This window comes from Streptomyces sp. NPDC002835, from assembly GCF_053591995.1.
Genome location: NZ_JBSFUW010000039.1, coordinates 41,233 through 60,867 on the forward strand (window position 1 = coordinate 41,233; position 19,635 = coordinate 60,867).

Sequence of the window (19,635 nt, forward strand, 5' to 3'; positions counted from 1 at the left end):
GGCGCGCCCGCAGGCTACCCGGTCAGCGACCCCGCAGGCGTCTCACCAGGATGCTCGCGTCGCCGCGCTGTTCGAGGTCCGCGAGGACCACCGCCACCGCCTCGCGGACGATCCGGCCGCGGTCCACGGCCAGGCCGTGCTCGCCGCGCAGCACCAGCCGGGCATGTTCGAGGTCCATCAGCTCCTCGGCGGAGACGTAGACCGTGATCTTCTCGTCGTGGCGTTCCCGCCCGCTGGGCCGGCGGTTCGCGCCGCGCCCGCGACGCCGCGGCGGGGCGCCGGCGGACTCCGGCGCGGGGCGGGCCTTGGCCGACGGGCCGCCGGCGTCCGAGCCCCGGCTGCGCCCCTCCTCGGAGGTCTCCGCGTCCGCAGCGGAGTGCTCCTCGGAGGAGGCGGACGCCTCGCCCGGCTGCTCCCCCTGCGCCGGCACCCGCGGCTCACCGCCGCCGGCATTCGCGTTCGCGTTCGCCTGCTTGCGCGGGGACGACGCCTGCAGCGCCATGCCCCCGGTCGTACGGAACAGCTCGTCGGCCCCGGGCAGACTCACTCGGCGTGACACCGGGCGAGCACCTCCCTGGCGAGCTGGCGGTACGCGGCGGCGCCCACGGAGTTCGACGCGTACGTCGTGATGGGCTCACCGGCGACGGTGGTCTCCGGGAAGCGGACGGTGCGCCCGATGACCGTGTGGTAGACGTGGTCGTCGAACGCCTCCACGACCCGCGCCAGCACCTCGCGGCTGTGCACGGTCCGCGAGTCGTACATCGTCGCGAGGATGCCGTCGAGTTCCAGGTCGGGGTTGAGCCGCTCCTGGACCTTCTCGATCGTCTCGGTCAGCAGTGCGACGCCGCGGAGCGCGAAGAACTCGCACTCGAGCGGCACTATCACCTTGTGCGCCGCGGTCAGCGCGTTGACCGTGAGCAGGCCGAGCGAGGGCTGACAGTCGATCACGATGTAGTCGTAGTCCGACATCAGCGGCTTCAGCGCGCGCTGCAGCGTGGACTCGCGCGCGACCTCGCTCACCAACTGCACTTCCGCGGCCGACAGGTCGATGTTGCTCGGCAGCAGGTCCATGTTGGGCACGGCCGTCTTCAGGAGGACCTCGTCCGCCGACATGCCCCGCTCCATGAGCAGGTTGTAGACGGTGAGGTCGAGCTCCATCGGGTTGACGCCGAGGCCCACGGACAGCGCGCCCTGCGGGTCGAAGTCGACGAGCAGCACCCGCCGCCCGTACTCGGCGAGCGCGGCGCCCAGGTTGATGGTCGACGTCGTCTTGCCGACGCCGCCCTTCTGGTTGCACATCGCGATGATCTTCGCCGGGCCGTGGTCGGTCAGCGGGCCCGGGATCGGGAAGTACGGCAGCGGACGCCCGGTCGGGCCGATCCTCTCGCGCCGCTGGCGGGCAGCGTCGGGCGCGAGGGTGGCCGCGTACTCGGGGTCGGGCTCGTACTCGGCGTCGGGGTCGTAGAAGTGCCCCTCGGGGACTTCCTCGTAGGCGGCGAAGTGGGTGGACTCTCGGCCACTCTCGTTGCCGGCCATGGCGTTCACGTGTTGGCCGTCCATCGTCTTCATCGTGTGGGCTGTCGTCATGTGCGTCGGGTGCCGGCGCTGGTGCGTGGCGAAGGGGCGGACAGCGACGGAGCCGACAGCCTCGAGACCGGACGACGGGTCCTGACCCGCCGATGGGGGTGCCACCACGCCCTCAGGGCGTAGGGGGACCGTTCCTGGTTGACCACCCCCGGGAGTAAATGTCGACTCATTCACAAGTCGTCTTACCTCCTTGGACGGTGACCAGGATTTATCGATAGGTCAGCGTGGCACCATGCCGACGGTTTGCGACTCTATGGCGTGTCACCGGTCCGCAGCAACACAATCCGTCGGACCCGGCCCGATGTGTCGGCAATCGAACACCCCTCTGTCAAGGGCGCACGGGGCCTCGTCCGTGCCTCCGCCGACACGTTTCAGGGGTGTGCGAATCGGTTAAAGGGTTACGTTCGAGGCGAGTTGAGCGACCGCCGCAATGCGGGCGTACACGAGTCCGGCCGGACCTCGCTCGGCAAGGTCCGGCCGGACTCGTGATGTTGACGACGCGGCTTGACCGGTCAGCCGAGCAGCGCGCTCAGCTCGATGCTCTCGAGGCCGTGCGCCTCGGCAACCTCGCGGTAAACCACCTTGCCGTCATGGGTGTTGAGGCCCTTGGCGAGCGCGGCGTCACGGCGCAGCGCCTCGACCCAGCCGTTGTTGGCGAGCGACACGATGTAGGGCAGCGTGGCGTTGGTCAGCGCGTAGGTCGACGTGTTCGGCACCGCGCCCGGCATGTTGGCGACGCAGTAGAAGACCGAGTTGTGGATGTTGAACGTCGGCTCGGCGTGGGTGGTCGGACGCGAGTCCTCGAAGCAGCCGCCCTGATCGATCGCAATGTCGACAAGTACACTTCCGGGCTTCATTTTGGCGACGAGCTCGTTGGTGACCAGCTTCGGCGCCTTGGCGCCGGGGATGAGAACGGCGCCGATGACGAGGTCGGCCTCGACGACGGCCTTCTCCAGCTCGAAGGCGTTGGAGACGATCGTCTGCACCTTGGTGCCGAAGATCTTGTCCGCCTCGCGCAGCTTGTTGATGTCCTTGTCGAGCAGGGTCACGTGGAAGCCCATGCCGACGGCGATCTGCGTGGCGTTCCAGCCGGAGACGCCGCCGCCGATGACCACGGCGCGGCCGGCCTGGGTGCCGGGGACGCCGCCCGGGAGCACGCCGCGGCCGCCGGCCGAGCGCATCAGGTGGTACGCGCCGACCTGCGGGGCCAGCCGGCCCGCGACCTCGGACATCGGGGCGAGCAGCGGCAGCGCGCGGTTCACCTCGACCGTCTCGTAGGCGATCGCCGTGGTGCCGGACTCCAGCAGGGCGTCGGTGCACTCGCGGGAGGCGGCGAGGTGCAGGTACGTGAAGAGCGTCTGGTCCTTGCGGAGACGGTGGTACTCCTCCGCGATCGGCTCCTTGACCTTCAGCAGCAGGTCGGCGGTGGCCCAGACCTCGTCGGCGGTGGCCAGGATCTCCGCGCCCGCGGCGACGTACTCGTCATCCGTGATCGAGGAGCCGACACCGGCATTCTGCTCGACGAAGACCTGGTGTCCGTTGCGCACGAGCTCGTGCACCCCGGCCGGGGTGATGGCCACGCGGAACTCGTTGTTCTTGACCTCGCGGGGGATGCCGACCTTCACGTCGATCACGGTCCTTGACTTCAGGGGATATATCGGTCGATGACACGCGTACCCAGCTGCGTACAGGCATACCGGGACACACCACGGGAAGCCGCGGTGTTGCCAGTCTAATGAAGGATTTCCCGCTGTCTAGCCTTGCAAAGCTTTAATCTTTGAGCGCAGTGCCACGGATTTCGTAGGTTGAATCCTCTGTTCCAAGCATTCCTTCCGCGGCGGCGCGGTGCAGCCGGGCCGCCGCGGGGTCGCCGAGCCGGTCCAGGGTGTCGGCGAGCCGGAGCTGCAGCGCGGCATGGAGGCGTACGTCACCCGCCCGGCGCGCCAGCTCGATCGCCTCCTGGCAGGTGCGCAGGCACTCCTCCGGCCGCCCCGCGTACTCCTGGACCCGGGCCGCCTCGCTCAGCGCCCTTGCCTGGGACGGCAGATCACCGGCCCTGCGGTGCCCGGCGACCGCCGCCCGCCAGCTCCGCAGCGCCTCCCCGTACCGGCCCGCGTAGGTGTGCACCGCGCCCAGCCGCCCGTACAGCCGCGCCTCGTCGGCGTGCTCGCCGCGGGCCTGGCGCTGCGCGAGCGCCCTGCCGTACCAGTCGGCCGCCCGCTGCCAGTCGCCCAGCTCCTGGTACGCGCCGCCTACGGATTCCATCGCGCGGCCCGTCGCGTACGGGTCGTTCGCGGCGCGGCCGGCGTCGAGCGCGGCCCGGTAGCGGGCCAGGGCGTCCGCGGTGCGCCCGGTCTGCGCGTCGAGATCGGCGAGATTGAGCAGCGCGGCGGCCTGTTCGCGGTGGAGTCCGCGGCGCTCGGCGACGTCCAGCACCAGCTGGTGCAGCCCGTACAGCTCGGGGGCGGCGGCCTCGGTGCCCCAGTGCGCCGCCAGGGCCCTGACCAGGGCCGCGACCAGCCGGCGGGCCAGGGTGTCCAGCTCGCCGTCGTCGACGACGAGCCGCGCGGACGCCAGCAGCTCGGCCCGGCTCACCCGCAGCCACTCACCGGCCGCCGCCGCGGAGTCGAAGCGCAGGGCGCGCGGCAGGGCGGCCAGTTTCTTACGGGCCGGGGAGCCGAGGGGTTCGGTGGTCGCCCGGCAGGCCTGGAGCCGTCGTACGGTCCGCTCCAGCATCCTGGCGCGCGCGAGCTGCACCTCGGCCGGGCGGTCCGTCGATTCCATCAGCGTCCGCAGCAGCGGCGCGAGCGCGCCGGGCACCTCGAAGGACGCCCCCGCCCGGCGCACGAGCCCGAGCCCGGCGAAGCTCTCGAGGGTGTCCTGGGCGGCCGACACGGAGCAGCCGGCCAGCGCGGAGGCGGTGTGCGCGTCGGCGCGTCCGGCGGGGGCGAGCGCCAGCAGCCGCAGCGTCCGCGCGGCGGACTGCGGAAGCGACTCGTACGCCAGCCGGAAGGCCCTGGCCAGTGGCCTGTCGCCGGTGGAGTGCTCGTCGCCGGGCGGCAGCGCGCGCAGCCGCTTGGCGGCGTCGGCGACGGACGCCCCCGGGCGGGCGGTCAGCCAGCCGCCGACCAGCACCAGCGCGGCGGGCTGGCCGCCGCACTCCTCGGCGACCGCCTCCGCGGCCTGCGGATCCACGGTGATCCGCACCGATCCGGTGAAGGTGGTGAGCAGGTCGATCGCGGACTTCGCGTCCAGGCCGCCGAGGGTGCACGGCCGTACGCCGGGGATGCCGGTGAGCGGGCCACGGGAGACGGCCACCACCAGGCAGTCGGGGTTCTGCGGCAGCAGCAGGTCGACCTGTTCGGCCTCGGTGACGTCGTCGACGAGGAGCAGCATCCGGCGCACGGCCAGGGCCTCACGCACCATCTCGGTCAGCTCGTCGTCGCCCGCGCCGGGCGGTGAGGCGATACGCAGCTTGTCGAGCAGCCCGCGCGCCGCCTCCTCCATGGGGACCGGCCGACCGCCCGGCTCGGTCAGCCGGATCCGCAGGACGCCGTCCGGGAAGCGGTCGCCGATCGTGCGGACGAGCCGCTCCGCCAGCGCGGTGCGTCCCGCGCCGGGGCGCCCGGCGATCAGCAGCACCCGCGCGCGGGGGGCCTTGCGGCCGGCGAGGGTGTCGAGTCCGGCCCGCTCGATGTCGGCGACGAGGGCCTTGAGCTCCCGCTGCCGCCCGAAGAACACGCTCTCCTCAGGGCCCTGGCCGCGCACCGGCCCGCCGGCGCGGCGGGTGTCCCGCCCTCGCACGCCGACGGCCGGCGGCGCGGCGGGGGGTGCGACGGGCGGTCGGGGCCCGGCGTCGAGCAGGCTGGGGGCGGCCGTCTCCGGCCGGTCCGCCACACCCGTCCGCGCGGCGGCACCCCCGTCGCCGGTGTCCTCGTCCTCGTTGCCGCCGTCCGCGTCCGGCGCCGGGCCCAGGTCCTCGCCGTCCGCGCCGCGCGTGGCGTCGACACCGTTGTCCTCAGCGGTCTCGCCCGTACCGGCGGCGCCGACCTCGTCACCGTCCTCGCCCGGGGCCGGGGAGGCGGGCCCCGGCTCGGTGGCGTCTTCCAGTACAGGCCCCTTCGCGGTCCCCGATCCTGCCGGGGCGTCAGCCGCGTCCGCGCCCGCGGCCGGCGACGGCGTGACGCCGGGGGCGTCCGGTGCGCCGGAACGGGTCCGTCCGGTGGTGTCGGGCCGGTGGTCGGCGTGTGAACGGGCTCTGGCGACGGCCGGCCGGGACACCGCTTCGCCGGCGGTCGCCGTCTCCGCGTCGGCCGGCCGGTCGGGGCCGTCCAAGTCCAGCGCCTGATCCGTCACGGGCCACGCTCCAGTCCGCCGTGCGAGCCGAGCCCGGCGGGGCTCCGCACGGGCGGTTCGAGCGTAGTTCAGGGACCACGGCGATCCGTGCGGAGCAGGGCGGAGGCGTCGCTCGATCGGATCAACAGATCGTCACATCAGGCACGACTTCGGGGTATTCAGGCCTCGAACGGCCGCGCCGGCCACGGCGCCTCCGCGGGACGCAGCGCGTCGAACCCGTCGCCGCCGCGCGCCGCGACCGCGGACAGCACGCCGACGACCAGGCAGGTGTTGTGGAGGTCACCGGCGAGCACCCCGCTCACCAGCTCCTCCAGCGGCACCCGCGCCAGCTCCATGTCGGCCTCCTCCTCGGAGACCTCGAAGCGCTCGCCCTCCGCCTCCGACAGCTCGCGGGCGAGGAAGATCCGCACGGCCTCGTCGCAGCCGCCGGGCGTGGTGTAGACGTCGGTGAGCACCCGCCAGTCCTCGGCCTTGACGTGCGCCTCCTCGTACAGCTCGCGCTGCGCGGCGTGCAGCGGGTTCTCCCCCGGCACGTCGAGCAGTCCGGCCGGGATCTCCCACAGCCGCTGGCGCACCGGGTGGCGGTACTGGCGGAGCACCAGGACCCGGCCCGCGTCGTCGAGGGCGAGCACGGCGACGGAGCCCGGGTGAACCTGGTAGTCGCGCCCCACGACCCTGCCGTCGGGCATGACGACGTCATCGGTGCGGACGCTGGTCTTGTTGCCCCGGAACGGCGTCGAGGTCGCGGTGACCTGCCAGTGCTCGGGCGTGTCCTTGATGGCCATCGAAAAGCGTCCTTCCAACCGCAGAACGGAAACCGGGGTACGGAACCCTTCGCAGGTCCGTACCCCGGTCAACCGTATCGCCTGTGCGTCAGCGTCCCGACTTGCGCTCCACGGCGGCCTTCACCAGACCGGCGAACAGCGGGTGCGGACGGGTCGGACGCGAACGCAGCTCCGGGTGCGCCTGGGTGGCGACGAGGTACGGGTGCACCTCGCGCGGGTACTCGACGTACTCGACGAGCTTGTTGTCGGGGGACGTGCCCGAGAAGAGGATGCCCGCCTTCTTCTCCAGCTCCGCCCGGTAGGCGTTGTTCACCTCGTAGCGGTGGCGGTGGCGCTCCTCGACGTACTGCTCGTCGCCGTAGACCTCGCGCACGATCGAGCCCTCCGCGAGCTTCGCCGGGTACAGGCCGAGCCGCATCGTGCCGCCCAGGTCGCCCGCGCCCTCCACGTAGGCGAGCTGCTCCTCCATGGTGGAGATCACCGGGTGGGAGGTGGCCGCGTCGAACTCGGTGGAGTTGGCGTCGGGGATCTCGGCCAGGTTGCGCGCGGCCTCGATCACGATGCACTGCAGGCCCAGGCAGAGGCCGAGCAGCGGGATCTTGTTCTCGCGGGCGTACTTGATCGCGCCGACCTTGCCGTCCACGCCGCGCTCGCCGAAGCCGCCGGGGATGACGATCGCGTCGACGTCGCCGAGCTGCTTCTGCGCGCCCGCCGGGGTCCGGCACTCGTCGGAGGTGACCCACTTGACCTTGACGCGGGCCCGGTTGGCGAAACCGCCGGCGCGCATCGCCTCGGTGACCGACAGATACGCGTCGGGCAGGTCGATGTACTTGCCGACGAGCGCGACGCTGACCTCGTGGTCCGGCTTGTGGACCCGGTCCAGCAGGTCCTCCCACACCGTCCAGTCCACGTCGCGGAACGGCAGGTCGAGCTTGCGCACGACATAGGCGTCGAGGCCCTCGGTGTGCAGCACCTTCGGGATGTCGTAGATCGACTTGGCGTCGATGGCGGCGACGACCGCGGCCTCGTCGACGTCGCACATCAGCGAGATCTTGCGCTTGATCGCGGTCGGCACGTCCCGGTCGGCTCGCAGCACGATCGCGTCGGGCTGGATGCCGATGTTGCGCAGCGCGGCGACGGAGTGCTGCGTGGGCTTGGTCTTCAGCTCGCCGGACGGGCCGATGTAGGGCAGCAGCGAGATGTGCACGACGAAGACGTTGTCCCGGCCGACCTCGTGGCGGACCTGGCGGACGGTCTCCAGGAACGGCAGCGACTCGATGTCGCCGACCGTGCCGCCGACCTCGGTGATGACGACGTCGACGTCGTCGGTCGCCATCCGGCGGATCCGGGACTTGATCTCGTTGGTGATGTGCGGGATGACCTGCACGGTGTCGCCCAGGTACTCGCCGCGCCGCTCCTTGGCGATGACCTGCGAGTAGACCTGGCCGGTGGTGACGTTGGCCGAGCCGTCGAGGTCGACGTCGAGGAAGCGCTCGTAGTGGCCGATGTCCAGGTCGGTCTCCGCGCCGTCGTTGGTGACGAAGACTTCACCGTGCTGGAACGGGTTCATCGTGCCGGGGTCTACGTTGAGGTACGGGTCGAGCTTCTGCATCGTGACCCGCAGGCCGCGCGCCTTGAGCAGCTGGCCCAGGCTGGAGGCCGTGAGGCCCTTGCCGAGGGAGGAGGCGACACCCCCGGTGACGAAGATGTGCTTGGTCGTCATGGCTGTGCTGTTTCGAAAAGCAGCGGGCGGCATCGCCAAGAGGGGGCTCCCGTGGTCGCTAAGTGAGGTGCGTGTCGGCCGCCGACCCGGATCCGGGGGGTGCCGTCGCTGCGGTTTCGGTGCCTTACGGCCACCGGTCCACGGGGTACCAGGGTATCAGCGACATGGAGGGGTCGCCTCCGGCCACGCCTCCGCACGCGGCCGGAGGGTGCGCGGAGGTACCGTGACGACAGGTGTGGGAGCCGCTCACCGCAGAAGACCGTCCGCTCAGCCGTTCGGCGCACCCATGTTGCCGGGACACCCACACAGATCACCGGCGTGCGTCGTATCCTGCTCGGACACTCGCTGCCGAGCCGGACGTGTGAACGGCCTCCACCCCCTGACCGTCACGCGGACATCGGCGCCCCCACCAGGCAGTGGCATCGCCTCCCGTGGTGTTTTTGGGGTAGCCACGGCTCGTCGACGACTCTTGACCCCAAGGAAACCGCAGAAACCGCAGCAAGCGCCCCGCGGGGCGGACGTGGCCGTTCGACTGGAGATGCACGTGGCCGGGCGCATCGAGGATTACGCACTCATCGGAGACATGCAGACCGCAGCGCTGGTCTGCCGGGACGGCACGGTCGACTGGCTGTGCCTGCCCCGCTTCGACTCCCAGGCCATCTTCGCCGGGCTGCTGGGCACCGAGGAGCACGGCTTCTGGCGGCTGGGGCCGGCGTACGGCACCCATTCCCAGGCGCCGGCCGCGACCCGCCGCGGGTACCGCGGCGACTCCCTGATCCTGGAGTCCGAGTGGGACACCCCGCGCGGCACCGTCCGCGTGACGGATTTCATGCCGCCCCGTGACGGCGCCCCGCAGTTGATCCGGATCGTGGAGGGCGTCTCCGGCCGGGTGCCGATGCGTTCCGCCCTGCGGATGCGCTTCAGCTACGGACGGATCGTGCCGTGGGTCCACAAGGTGGACAACCGCACGGTCGGCGTCGCCGGCCCCGACTCGGTGTGGCTCGACGCCGACACGGACACGTACGGCAAGGACCTCACGACCTACTCGGACTTCACCGTCGGCCCCGGCGACCGGCTCACCTTCACGCTCAGCTGGCAGCCGTCCCACAAGGAGCCGCCGGCCCTCCCGGACCCGGCGGGCTCCCTGGAGGCGACCGTCGATTTCTGGCGCGACTGGATCGACCACTGCACGTACCACGGCCCCTACCGGGAGGCCGTGGTCCGCTCGCTGATCACGCTGAAGGCCCTGACGTACGCCCCGACCGGCGGCATCGTCGCCGCGCCGACCACCTCCCTCCCGGAGGAGATCGGCGGCGTCCGCAACTGGGACTACCGCTACACCTGGCTGCGGGACGCGGCGATCACCCTCTCCTCGCTGCTGCGCACCGGCTACCGCGAAGAGGCCCGCGCCTGGCGCGAGTGGCTGCTGCGCGCCGTCGCCGGCGACCCGGAGAACCTGCAGATCATGTACGGCATCGCGGGCGAGCGCGAGCTCGGCGAGGCGGAGCTCGATTGGCTGCCCGGCTACGAGAACTCGGGCCCGGTGCGCGTCGGCAACGGCGCGGCGCACCAGCTCCAGCTCGACGTGTACGGCGAGGTCACCGAGGCCCTGCACCTCGCGCACATGACGGGCCTGGCCCGCAACGACTACGCGTCCCTGCTCCAGCTGAAGCTGATCCGCTACCTGGAGAAGCACTGGGACCAGCCCGACGAGGGCATCTGGGAGGTCCGCGGGCCGCGCCGCCACTTCGTGCACTCGAAGGTGATGGCGTGGGTCGCCGTCGACCGCACGATCAAGCTGATCGAGTCCGGCGACGCGGATGGGCCGCTGGAGCGCTGGATCGACCTGCGCGACGAGATCCACCGGGACGTCTGCGAGAAGGGCTACGACCCCGAGCGCAACACCTTCACCCAGTCGTACGGCTCGAAGGAGCTGGACGCGTCCCTGCTGCTGATCCCGCAGATGGGCTTCCTGCCGCCCGACGACAAGCGCGTCATCGGCACCATCGAGGCGATCCAGCGCGAGCTGTCCACCGACGACGGCTTCATCCTGCGGTACCCGACGGAGGGCGCGGAGGAGGGCGTCGACGGTCTGCCCGGCGACGAGGGCGCGTTCCTGGCGTGCTCGTTCTGGATGGCGGACGACCTGGCGATGATCGGGCGGGTGGACGAGGCGCGGCGGCTGTTCGAGAAGCTGCTGTCGCTCCGCAACGACCTCGGTCTCCTCGCGGAGGAGTGGGACCCGCGACTCCAGCGCCAGGTGGGCAACTTCCCGCAGGCGTTCAGCCACGTGCCGCTGATCGACACCGCCCTGCGGCTGACCGCGTCCGGGGCGTACGGCGGCTAGGGCACTGTTGGCCTGGGAACTGTCGCGCCGGTAGCGTCCACAGCCATGGAAACGCAGGGCGGCATCACCGTACGGCGGGCGCTTGAACTGCCCGGCCTCCGCAGCGGACTCCCGGAGGTCCTCGCGGGGGCCGACCGGCTGGAGCGCGCCGTGCGCTGGGTGCACGCCGGCGAGGTGCCGAACATCGCCTCGCTGCTCAAGGGCGGCGAGCTGCTGCTGACCACCGGTCTCGGCCTGGGCACCCGCCCGGCCGAGCAGCGTGCCTTCGTGCACCGGCTGGCCGAACGAGGCATCGCGGCGCTCGTCGTCGAGCTCGGGCCCCGGTTCTCCCGGCTGCCGGCCTCGATCGTGGAGGCCGCACGGGCGGCCGGGCTGCCGCTGGTCCAACTGCACCGCGAGGTGCCGTTCGTGACGGTGACCGAAGAGATCCACACCGAGATCGTCAACGGCCACTACGCCCTGCTCCAGCAGGCGGAGGAGGTCCACCGACGCTGCACCGAGGCGCTCCTCGGCGGGGGCGGGGTGCCCGAAGTGCTCGGTATCCTGGCGTCTTTCACCGGCGACCCGGTGTTCCTCGAGACGCCCGACGGCCAACTGCTGTACGCCGCCGACCTGCCGGGCGCCGAGTCCGCGCCGGCCGACCCCCTCCAGGTGTGGGAGGGCCTGCGCGGCGGCCGCCAGGACGGACCGCCGGCGAACGCCGTCCTCGTCGACGTGCCCGGCGGCGGCCGCGGGGCCGGTGCGGTCCGGGCCCGGCTGGTGCTGCTGGCCGTCTCCTCCCCGCTGCTGCCCGTGCACCGGATGGCGGCGGAGCGGGCGGCGGGCATCCTCGCCGTCGTCCTCATGCAGGCCCGCCAGGAGGAGGAGCTCGCGGCCCGCGGCCGCGGCGACTTCCTCACCGATCTGGCGGAGGCCCGCATCGCCCCGGACGCCGCGCCCGCGCAGGCCCGCGTCCTCGGCTTCAAGCCGGGCGCCGGGCCGCTGCTGCCGGTCGTCATGCGGCTCGCGGCCGAGCTGACGCCGACGGGCAACTGGGCGGTGCTCGCCCGCGCCGTGTCCGAGGAGCTGTCGTCGCTCGGCGTGCCCGTACTCCTCGGCGTGCGGCCCGTGGAGGGCCGGGTGCCGCTCCTCGTCGGCCTGCGCGCCGAGACCGACCGGGCCGCCGTCGCCGACCGGGTCGCGGACGCGCTGCGCGCCGGTGTGGCCCGCGCGGGGCTCGACCGGGCGGGCGCGCACCCCCCGGTCGTCGTCGTCGGCGCGGCGGGCGGCTGGGCCGCGACGGGCGCGGCGCTCCGGCACGCCTCGGAGACGGCGACCGCGGCGCAGGGCCTGGACGACCGGCCCTGGTACGACGCCCGCCGTCTCGACATCGACCTGCTGCTGTGGCGGCTGCGCGAGCACCCGGACCTGGCGGCGTTCGTCGACCGCGCGATCGGGCCGCTGCGGGCCCATGACGCGAAGTCAAAACCGCCGCTGCTGCCGACGCTCGAGACGTATCTGGCCCACGCGGGGCGCAAGGCGGAGACCGCGCGGGAGCTGCATCTGAACCGTCAGACGCTGTACAACCGGCTGGCGCGGATCGGGGAGCTGCTGGGCACGGACCTGGAGGACCCGGAGACGGTCCTGGCGCTCAGCGTGGCGCTGCGGGCGCGCCGCCACGCCCGCTGACGCGGGGCTGTCCGCTCCGGCCCGTGGCGCCTGCGGCGGGCCTGTTCCCCACCCGGCCCCTTCCCGCTGAACCGATTTGCGGCTCCGCCGCGTAGGGGGCAGGCCCCGGAGCCCGTGCCGCCCTCGGCGCGGCGGGCCGGGCCCCGTACCGCGCTCCGCGCGGTGGCCTCAGACTCCCCCTACGGCCTGGCGGCCGTGGGAGGGACCCCCAGGCCGGGCTGGAAATGCCGCTGCGCGGCAACTCAGCCCAGCCGGGCACATCCAGCCTCGCCGGCGCTTGAGGCGCGGGGTTCGGGGCGGAGCCCCGACGGGACCGCCAAGCTCCCGGCCCCGCCGACTGGGGCAACTTCAGCCCCGCCGGCGATTGAGGCGCCGGGCTCGGGGCAGCGCCCCGACAACACCGGCCGGCCCAACAGGCAGCCGCGCCTCTCGGGCGTCACGTGCGGAACGTGAGTTCGTCGTAGACGCTCAGGATCTGCGCCACCGTCTCGTCCTCCGTCGGCCACGTGCCCGCCTGCGCCCGCCCCGCCGCCGACAGGCGGGCCCGGCGGGCCGGGTCGGCGAGGAGGCGGGTCACGGTCGACGACAGGGCGACGGAGTCCCCGTACGGCACCAGTTCCGCCGCGTCGCCGACGAGTTCCGGGACGCCGCCGACCGCCGTGGCGACCAGGGGTACACCGAGGCGCAGCGCCTCCTGGGCGAGCAGGGAGCGGGCCTCCCAGCGGGAGGGGAGGACGGCGACGTCCGCCGCGGCCAGCAGTTCGGGGATGTCGTCGCGGCGGCCCAGCAGCCGGACCTGGAGGTCCTCGTCGGTGATGCGCCGCCGGAGCGCCTCCCGGGCCGGGCCCTCGCCCGCGATCATCAGCAGGGGCGCCGGGTCCTGGCCACTCCAGGCGCGGGCGGCGTCGAGCAGGGTGCCGTAGCCCCGGTGGCGTTCGAGCGCGCCGACGGCGAGCAGCAACGGCCGCTCGACGACGCCCAGTTCGGCGCGGAGCTTGCCGCCTTCGCCGGCCGGGGCCGACGGCGCGGCCGGGGCCGTCACGGGCGCGAGCCTGGCGTCGCGCGCGCCGCTCGCCCTGGCCCGGTCGACCAGTTCGGAGCAGGTGCCGAGGACGACCGTGGCCGCCCGCGCGGCCCTGCGCTCCAGCAGCCCCAGGACCGCCGCCCGGGCGCCGCCCGCGTCGTGGGTCCTGGTGTGCCAGGTGACGACGAGCGGGACGCGGGCGCGCCGGGCGGCGCCGAGGGCCTGGGCGGCGCGCACGGCGGCGTGCAGCCCGTGCGCGTGCACCACGTCCGCCCCGGCGCACGCCGCGCGCAACGCGGCGATCGTCGCCGGCGCGAAGTCCGCCCCGGCGCCGGAGAAGTCGTAGACGTGATCGATCTCGGCGGGGGCGCACACCGTCACCCGCACGCCCCGTGCCGCAAGCCCCGAGGCCAGCGACCTGACGTGCGCGCCGCTGCCCGCACTGCCGCCGCCCAGCACCTGGACCGTACGCAGCTGTGTCACGCGCCAAGGATGCCAGCCCGTACGGACGTTCCGGGACCGTCCGGGTGTCGTGCCTGTGTACGGGACCGGGTCCGGCTGACCGGGATCACTCACATGGGTGAACCCGGTCCCCGGCGAGGGTGGCGGCCCTACCCGTCGGCGCGGGCCGTCGCGAGCAGTTCCTCCGCGTGGGCGCGGGCCGTCTCCGAGTTCTCCTGCCCGGCCAGCATCCGGGACAGCTCCCGCACCCGGTCCTCGCCCTCCAGGACGGTCACGCCGCTCCGGGTGACCGAGCCGTCGTCGGTCTTCTCGACCAGCAGCTGGCGGTCGGCGAACGCCGCGACCTGCGGCAGATGCGTCACCACGACGACCTGCGCCGACTTGGCCAGCTTGGCCAGCCTGCGCCCGATCTCGACGGCGGCCTTGCCGCCGACGCCCGCGTCGACCTCGTCGAAGAGGTACGTCGGCACGGGGTCGGTCCCGGCGAAGACGACCTCCACGGCGAGCATCACCCGGGACAGCTCACCGCCCGAGGCGCCCTTGGCGATCGGCCGTGCCGGGGCCCCGGGGTGCGGGGCGAGCAGCAGCTCGACCTCGTCGGCGCCGTGGGGCCCGTACGCCACCGGCCGCCCGCCGACCTCGACGCCCTCCGGATCCTCGGTCTGGCGGATCGCGAACGACACCCGGGCGTGCGGCATCGCCAGCGAGGCCAGCTCCCGGGTCACCGCCTCCGCGAAGCGTGCCGCGGCCTCGGTGCGGGCATCCGTCAACGCCTGCGCCAGTCCGGACAGTTCGTCGCGCAGCGCGTCCCGCTCGGCGGTGAGCCCGCCGATCCGGTCGTCGTCGCTCTCGAGCTCGGTGAGCCGGCCCGCCCCCTGCTCCGCCCAGGCGAGCACGGCGGCCGCGTCGCCGTCGTACCCGCCGTACTTGCGGATGAGCTGGGTCAGCGCGGCCCGGCGCTCCTCCACGGCGGCGAGCCGCAGCGGGTCGGCGTCGAGGTTGTCGGCGTATCCGGCGAGCTCGCCGGCCACGTCACCGAGCAGGATGGAGATCTCGCCGATCCGGTCGGCGAGAGCGGCGAGCGCCGGGTCGTGGGCGCGTACGGCGTCCAGCGCCCGTCCCGCGCCGGCGACGAGCGTCGTCGCGTCGACGACCTCGGGGTCCTCCGGATTGCCCGCGAGGGCGGCGTGCGCGACGGACGCGGCGGACGCGAGCGCCTCCGCGTGGCCGAGCCGCTCCGCCTCCGCGGCGAGCTCCACGTCCTCCCCGGCACGCGGCTCCACGGCGGCGACCTCGCCCAGCCCGAAGCGCAGCAGGTCCGCCTCCTGGGCCCGCTCGCGTGCCCGGGTGGTCAGCTCCTCCAGTTCGACGCTGACGGCGCGCAGCCGCCGGTACGCGGCCGCGTACTTGGCGTGCGGCCCGGACACGGCGGCGCCCGCGTACCGGTCGAGGGCCTCCCGCTGCCGGGCAGGTCTCAGCAGGCCCTGCTGGTCCGTCTGGCCGTGCACGGCGACGAGTTCGTCGGCGAGTTCGGACAGCATGCCCACCGGCACGGAGCGTCCGCCGAGATGGGCGCGCGAGCGCCCCTCCGCGGAGACGGTCCGGCTGATCAGCAGCGTGCCGTCGTCGAGCTCGGCCCCGGCCTCCTCCGCGCGGATCGCGGCCGCGGAGTCGGGGGACACCCTGATCCGCCCCTCGACCACGGCCGACTTCGCGCCGATCCGCACCAGCGCGGGGTCGGCGCGCCCGCCGAGCAGCAGCCCCAGGCTGGTGACGACCATCGTCTTGCCGGCGCCCGTCTCGCCGGTCACCGCCGTGAAACCGGGTGACAGCTCGACAACCGCATCGTCGATGACCCCGAGTGACCGTATCCGCATCTCCTCCAACACGGACACGACCATACGAGGTCCGGCGGCCGGTGTGCGACGGACCCCGGCGTCGGATTCACTCTCCAGGGCAATCGGCGGCCCGCGCACCGGCCCGTACGGCCCCGCGCCGAGCTAGTCCGGTGCGCCGCGCCAGCCGGAGACCGGGAGGGCGAACTTGGCCACGAGCCGGTCCGTGAACGACGCGTGGTGCAGCCGGGCCAGGCGTACCGGCACGGCGCCCCGCCGCACCTCCACCCGCGCCGCGTGGGGCAGTTCGACGGTCCGGCGGCCGTCGCACCACAGCACCCCGTGCGGGGTGTGCGGCTGCACCTCGACCGCCAGCACCGACTTCGGCGAGGTCACCAGCGGCTTGGCGAACAGCGCGTGCGCGCTGATCGGCACCATCAGCAGTGCCTCCACCTCGGGCCAGACCACCGGCCCGCCGGCCGAGAAGGCGTACGCCGTCGAACCGGTCGGGGTCGCGCACACGATGCCGTCGCAGCCGAAACCGGTGGCCGGCCGGCCGTCGATCTCGAGGACGACCTCGAGCATCCGCTCGGGCGAGACCTTCTGCACGGCGGCCTCGTTCAGCGCCCAGTCACGGTGCACGATGTCGCCGTTGCTGCGTACGACGACGTCGATGGTCATGCGCTCCTCGACCTCGTAGGCACGCGTCACGACCCGGTCGACGACCTTGTCGAGGTCGTCGCGCTCGGCCTCCGCGAGGAAGCCGACGCGCCCGAGGTTGACGCCGAGCATCGGCACCCCCGACGCACGGGAGAACTCGGCGCCGCGCAGCAGCGTCCCGTCGCCGCCGAGGACGATCAGCAGCTCGCAGCCGTCGAGCACCTCGGGAGTCGCGTCGGTCACGGTCTCGACCGTGGACGGCAGCGGCAGGTCGACCGCCTCCGCCGCCAGCACGCGTACGCCGATGCCGCTGCGCAGCAGCCCCTGGACGACGAGCTCGGCGCTGCGGATCGCCGCGGGCCGTCCCGTGTGGGCGAGCAGGAAAACAGTGCGTCTCGAAGCACTGCCGCCTGTGCCCGGCGTTGTTCCTGATGTCCTGGTCAACGAGGTCCCTCCGCCACTGCTCGGTCGACGTCCGCCGGATCGAGCTCGGGCGCGCCGGCCCGGAGCCACAGAAAGTATTCGACGTTGCCGGACGGTCCCGGCAGGGGGCTCGCGGTCACGCCGCGCACCCCGAGCCCGAGCCCCGCCGCCCTTTGCGCGACGGCCCGCACGGCCTCGGCCCGCAGTTCGGGACTGCGCACCACGCCGCCGCTGCCGAGACGCTCCTTGCCGACCTCGAACTGCGGCTTGACCATGAGCACGAGATCCGCGTCGGGCGCGCTGCAGTTCACCAGCGCGGGCAGTACGAGCCCGAGCGGGATGAACGACAGATCGCCCACGACCAGGTCCACCGGCACTCCGTCGATCGTCTCCAACGTCATTTCTCGTACGTTGGTACGGTCCTTGACGGTGACGCGTTCATCGCTCTGCAGGGACCAGGCCAGCTGCCCGTAGCCGACGTCCACGGCGACGACGTGCGCGGCGCCGGCGCGCAGCAGCACATCGGTGAAGCCTCCGGTCGACGCACCGGCGTCCAGCGCCCGCCGGCCCTTCACCTGAAGACCGAGCGGCGTGAACGCGGCGAGCGCGCCCGCGAGCTTGTGGCCGCCGCGCGACACGTAGTCCGGGTCGCTGTCGTCGGCCGTGACGACGATCGCGGCGCTCGTCTCGACCTGGGTGGCGGGCTTGGTCGCCGTGTTGCGGCCGACGGTCACCCGTCCCGCGGCGATCAGCTGGCTGGCGTGCTCGCGCGAGCGCGCGAGCTTCCGGCGTACCAGCTCTGCGTCGAGACGGCGGCGGGCGACTCCAGCCACGTGCGGTTCAGCTCCTGTGGTCGTGCGGTTCCGGCCGGGGCCCCGGGCGGGTGTCCAGCGCGGTCAGCGCGTCCCTGAGCCCCCGGTGTACATCCTCGTACACCTCGAGGTGTCCGTCCGCAGCCAGGTGGTCGACATCGGCCAGCCGCCCGAGCAGCGCGTCGACGGCGGCGTCACCGGTGGGGACGCGGGGCACGCCGAGCGGCGCGGGGTCGACGGGGTCGACGAGGTCCGCGGGCTCCGGTGCCGGCATCGAGTCGCTCATGCCCAGACGCTACCGCGAAGCACTGCGGTACCGTCGCTGCCGATGGCCACCACGCAGGAGTGCCGCTGCGCGCTCGACAAACTCTCGGACAACCTGGCGAACTCGAACGGCGACGTACGCAGCGCCGCGGCGCTCGACCGTTCCGTCAGCTGCCACATCACTGACCTGGACGTCACGTTCACCGGCCGTCTGGTGAACGGCCGCATCGACGTGACGGACACCACGCAGGGCCCACCGCGGGACAGGGCCCAGATCCGGCTGGCGATGGCCGGGGACGACCTGGTGGCGCTGGTGGACGGCTCCCTGAACTTCACGAAGGCATGGGCGTCGGGCCGGGTCCGCCTGGAGGCGGGCGTCCGCGACCTCCTGCGCCTGCGCAAGCTCTTGTAGCTCCGCGGGCGCTGTCCCCGGGGCGGCGGGGCTGTTACTTGCCGGTCTTGTCGGGGCTCCGCCCCGAGCCCCGCGCCTCAACCGCCGGGTTGCCCGGCCGGCGAGCCTGCTGCCGCGCAGCGGAACCGGCCCGGCCGGCGCCCCCAGCGCCGTCGCCCGGGGTCCGGGAGTCCCGGGGCAGCGCCCCGACACTCAGGCGCGGGAGCCAACCCGCCCCCCGCCGGCACATCCAGCCTTGCGGGGGGCACCTCCCACGGCCGCCAGGCCGTAGGGGGAGTTTGAGGCGCGGGGGCTCGGGGCGGAGCCCCCGAAACGGGGTCCGGGGCGGAGCCCCGGTTACGGGAAGGGGCGGGGAGGGGAACAGGCCCCGCGTAGCAGCTCCCGGCCCCGAGCGCGCACCCCGGCCGGCGCGCCCGTCACCCCACCCCCACCCCGCTCCCCCTCCGCGCCGCCGGAATCACCAGCGGCGTCCCCGACTCCGGGTCCTCGATGATCTGGCTCCTCACGCCGAAGACCCGTTCCACCAGCTCCGCCGTGACCACCTCCGCCGGCGCCCCCTCCGCCACCACCCTGCCGTCGCGCAGCGCGACGAGGTGCGTGGCGTAGCGCGCGGCCTGGTTGAGGTCGTGCAGGACCGCGACCAGCGTGCGGCCCTGCGTCTCGTGCAGCTCGGCGCACAGGTCGAGCACCTCCAGCTGGTGCTGGATGTCCAGATACGTCGTCGGCTCGTCGAGCAGCAGCAGCGGTGTCTGCTGCGCGAGGGCCATCGCGATCCAGACCCGCTGACGCTGCCCGCCGGACAGCTCGTCGACGTAGCGGTCCGCCAGCTCCCCGACCCGCGTCGCGGCCATCGACTCCTCGACGACGCGTTCGTCGTCCGGCGACCACTGGCGCAGCAGCCCCTGGTGCGGGTAGCGCCCGCGCGCCACGAGGTCGGCGACCGTGATCCCGTCCGGGGCGATCGACGACTGCGGCAGCAGTCCCAGGGTCTTCGCGACCTTCTTGGCGGGCAGCGAGTGGATGGCCTGCCCGTCCAGCAGCACCCGTCCCCGCGTCGGCCGGAGCATCCGGGACAGCGCACGCAGCAGCGTGGACTTGCCGCACGCGTTGGGTCCGACGATCACCGTGAAGGAGTTGTCGGGTATCTCGACCGACAGGTCCTCCGCGATGACCCGCTGGTCGTAGCCGAGGGTGACCGATTCCGCCGTGAGCCGCTGGGGCTGGGACTGGGGCCGGCGCTTGCGCTGCATCGTCGTCGTACTCCTGGGGTCTGTGAG

General features: G+C 73.3%; 15 protein-coding genes. 3 read left to right on the forward strand and 12 right to left on the reverse strand.

Features of this window, described 5'->3' with window-relative positions; genetic code table 11:
* Nucleotides 1-22 precede the first annotated feature (22 nt).
* The 6 genes from ACWD01_RS30700 to ACWD01_RS30725 form a co-directional block, all read right to left on the reverse strand.
* Nucleotides 23-559 (reverse strand): hypothetical protein, encoded by a 537-nt coding sequence (locus tag ACWD01_RS30700; protein WP_451166342.1) that lies wholly within the window; start codon nt 557-559, stop codon nt 23-25.
* Complete coding sequence (locus ACWD01_RS30705; RefSeq protein ID WP_388453744.1) at nt 544-1,761, reverse strand: ParA family protein; 1,218 nt, start codon at nt 1,759-1,761, stop codon at nt 544-546. The genes ACWD01_RS30700 and ACWD01_RS30705 overlap by 16 nt, the downstream gene beginning before the upstream one ends.
* Before the next feature lie 338 nt (nt 1,762-2,099).
* Nucleotides 2,100-3,212 (reverse strand): alanine dehydrogenase, encoded by a 1,113-nt coding sequence (gene ald / locus ACWD01_RS30710; protein ID WP_451166369.1) that lies wholly within the window; start codon nt 3,210-3,212, stop codon nt 2,100-2,102.
* A 145-nt stretch (nt 3,213-3,357) separates the two neighbouring features.
* Nucleotides 3,358-5,355, reverse strand: a complete 1,998-nt coding sequence (locus tag ACWD01_RS30715; RefSeq protein WP_451166371.1) for a tetratricopeptide repeat protein — start codon at nt 5,353-5,355, stop codon at nt 3,358-3,360.
* Nucleotides 5,356-6,101: 746 nt separating this feature from the next.
* Complete coding sequence (locus ACWD01_RS30720; protein ID WP_356898975.1) at nt 6,102-6,728, reverse strand: NUDIX hydrolase; 627 nt, start codon at nt 6,726-6,728, stop codon at nt 6,102-6,104.
* Nucleotides 6,729-6,816: 88 nt separating this feature from the next.
* Nucleotides 6,817-8,451 carry a CTP synthase gene (locus ACWD01_RS30725; protein WP_451166345.1) on the reverse strand — a complete coding sequence of 545 codons (1,635 nt, stop codon included), beginning with the start codon at nt 8,449-8,451 and terminating at the stop codon, nt 6,817-6,819.
* Between the two features lie 544 nt (nt 8,452-8,995).
* Between ACWD01_RS30725 and ACWD01_RS30730 the strand changes: the two genes are divergently transcribed.
* Together ACWD01_RS30730 and ACWD01_RS30735 are read left to right on the forward strand one after the other, a co-directional pair.
* Nucleotides 8,996-10,798 (forward strand): glycoside hydrolase family 15 protein, encoded by a 1,803-nt coding sequence (locus ACWD01_RS30730; RefSeq protein ID WP_451166373.1) that lies wholly within the window; start codon nt 8,996-8,998, stop codon nt 10,796-10,798.
* 45 nt (nt 10,799-10,843) lie between these two features.
* Nucleotides 10,844-12,466: a PucR family transcriptional regulator gene (locus ACWD01_RS30735; RefSeq protein WP_451166347.1), complete on the forward strand. Its 1,623-nt coding sequence runs from the start codon at nt 10,844-10,846 to the stop codon at nt 12,464-12,466.
* A 436-nt stretch (nt 12,467-12,902) separates the two neighbouring features.
* Here the strand turns inward: ACWD01_RS30735 and ACWD01_RS30740 are convergent, their stop codons facing one another.
* The 5 genes from ACWD01_RS30740 to ACWD01_RS30760 all read right to left on the reverse strand — a co-directional run bounded on the left by ACWD01_RS30740 (nt 12,903) and on the right by ACWD01_RS30760 (nt 17,968).
* On the reverse strand, nt 12,903-13,973 hold the full coding sequence (locus tag ACWD01_RS30740) for a glycosyltransferase family 4 protein (RefSeq protein ID WP_451166348.1): 1,071 nt from the start codon (nt 13,971-13,973) through the stop codon (nt 12,903-12,905).
* Nucleotides 13,974-14,101: 128 nt separating this feature from the next.
* Nucleotides 14,102-15,829, reverse strand: a complete 1,728-nt coding sequence (gene recN, locus ACWD01_RS30745; protein WP_451166374.1) for a DNA repair protein RecN — start codon at nt 15,827-15,829, stop codon at nt 14,102-14,104.
* A gap of 123 nt (nt 15,830-15,952) precedes the next feature.
* Nucleotides 15,953-16,891, reverse strand: coding sequence for an NAD kinase (locus tag ACWD01_RS30750; protein WP_451166350.1), 939 nt, complete (start codon nt 16,889-16,891; stop codon nt 15,953-15,955).
* Nucleotides 16,888-17,703, reverse strand: coding sequence for a TlyA family RNA methyltransferase (locus tag ACWD01_RS30755; RefSeq protein WP_451166352.1), 816 nt, complete (start codon nt 17,701-17,703; stop codon nt 16,888-16,890). Before ACWD01_RS30755 ends, ACWD01_RS30750 begins: the two co-directional genes overlap by 4 nt.
* Nucleotides 17,704-17,710: 7 nt before the next feature.
* Nucleotides 17,711-17,968 (reverse strand): hypothetical protein, encoded by a 258-nt coding sequence (locus ACWD01_RS30760; RefSeq protein ID WP_451166353.1) that lies wholly within the window; start codon nt 17,966-17,968, stop codon nt 17,711-17,713.
* A 42-nt stretch (nt 17,969-18,010) separates the two neighbouring features.
* On the opposite strand from ACWD01_RS30760, the gene ACWD01_RS30765 reads away from it, so the two are divergent.
* A complete protein-coding gene (locus ACWD01_RS30765; RefSeq protein ID WP_451166355.1) occupies nt 18,011-18,358 on the forward strand; it encodes an SCP2 sterol-binding domain-containing protein in 348 nt (115 codons plus the stop codon).
* Nucleotides 18,359-18,774: 416 nt separating this feature from the next.
* Here ACWD01_RS30765 and ACWD01_RS30770 read toward each other — a convergent pair whose 3' ends face one another.
* Nucleotides 18,775-19,608 (reverse strand): ABC transporter ATP-binding protein, encoded by an 834-nt coding sequence (locus ACWD01_RS30770; protein WP_451166357.1) that lies wholly within the window; start codon nt 19,606-19,608, stop codon nt 18,775-18,777.
* Between the last annotated feature and the right edge of the window lie 27 nt (nt 19,609-19,635).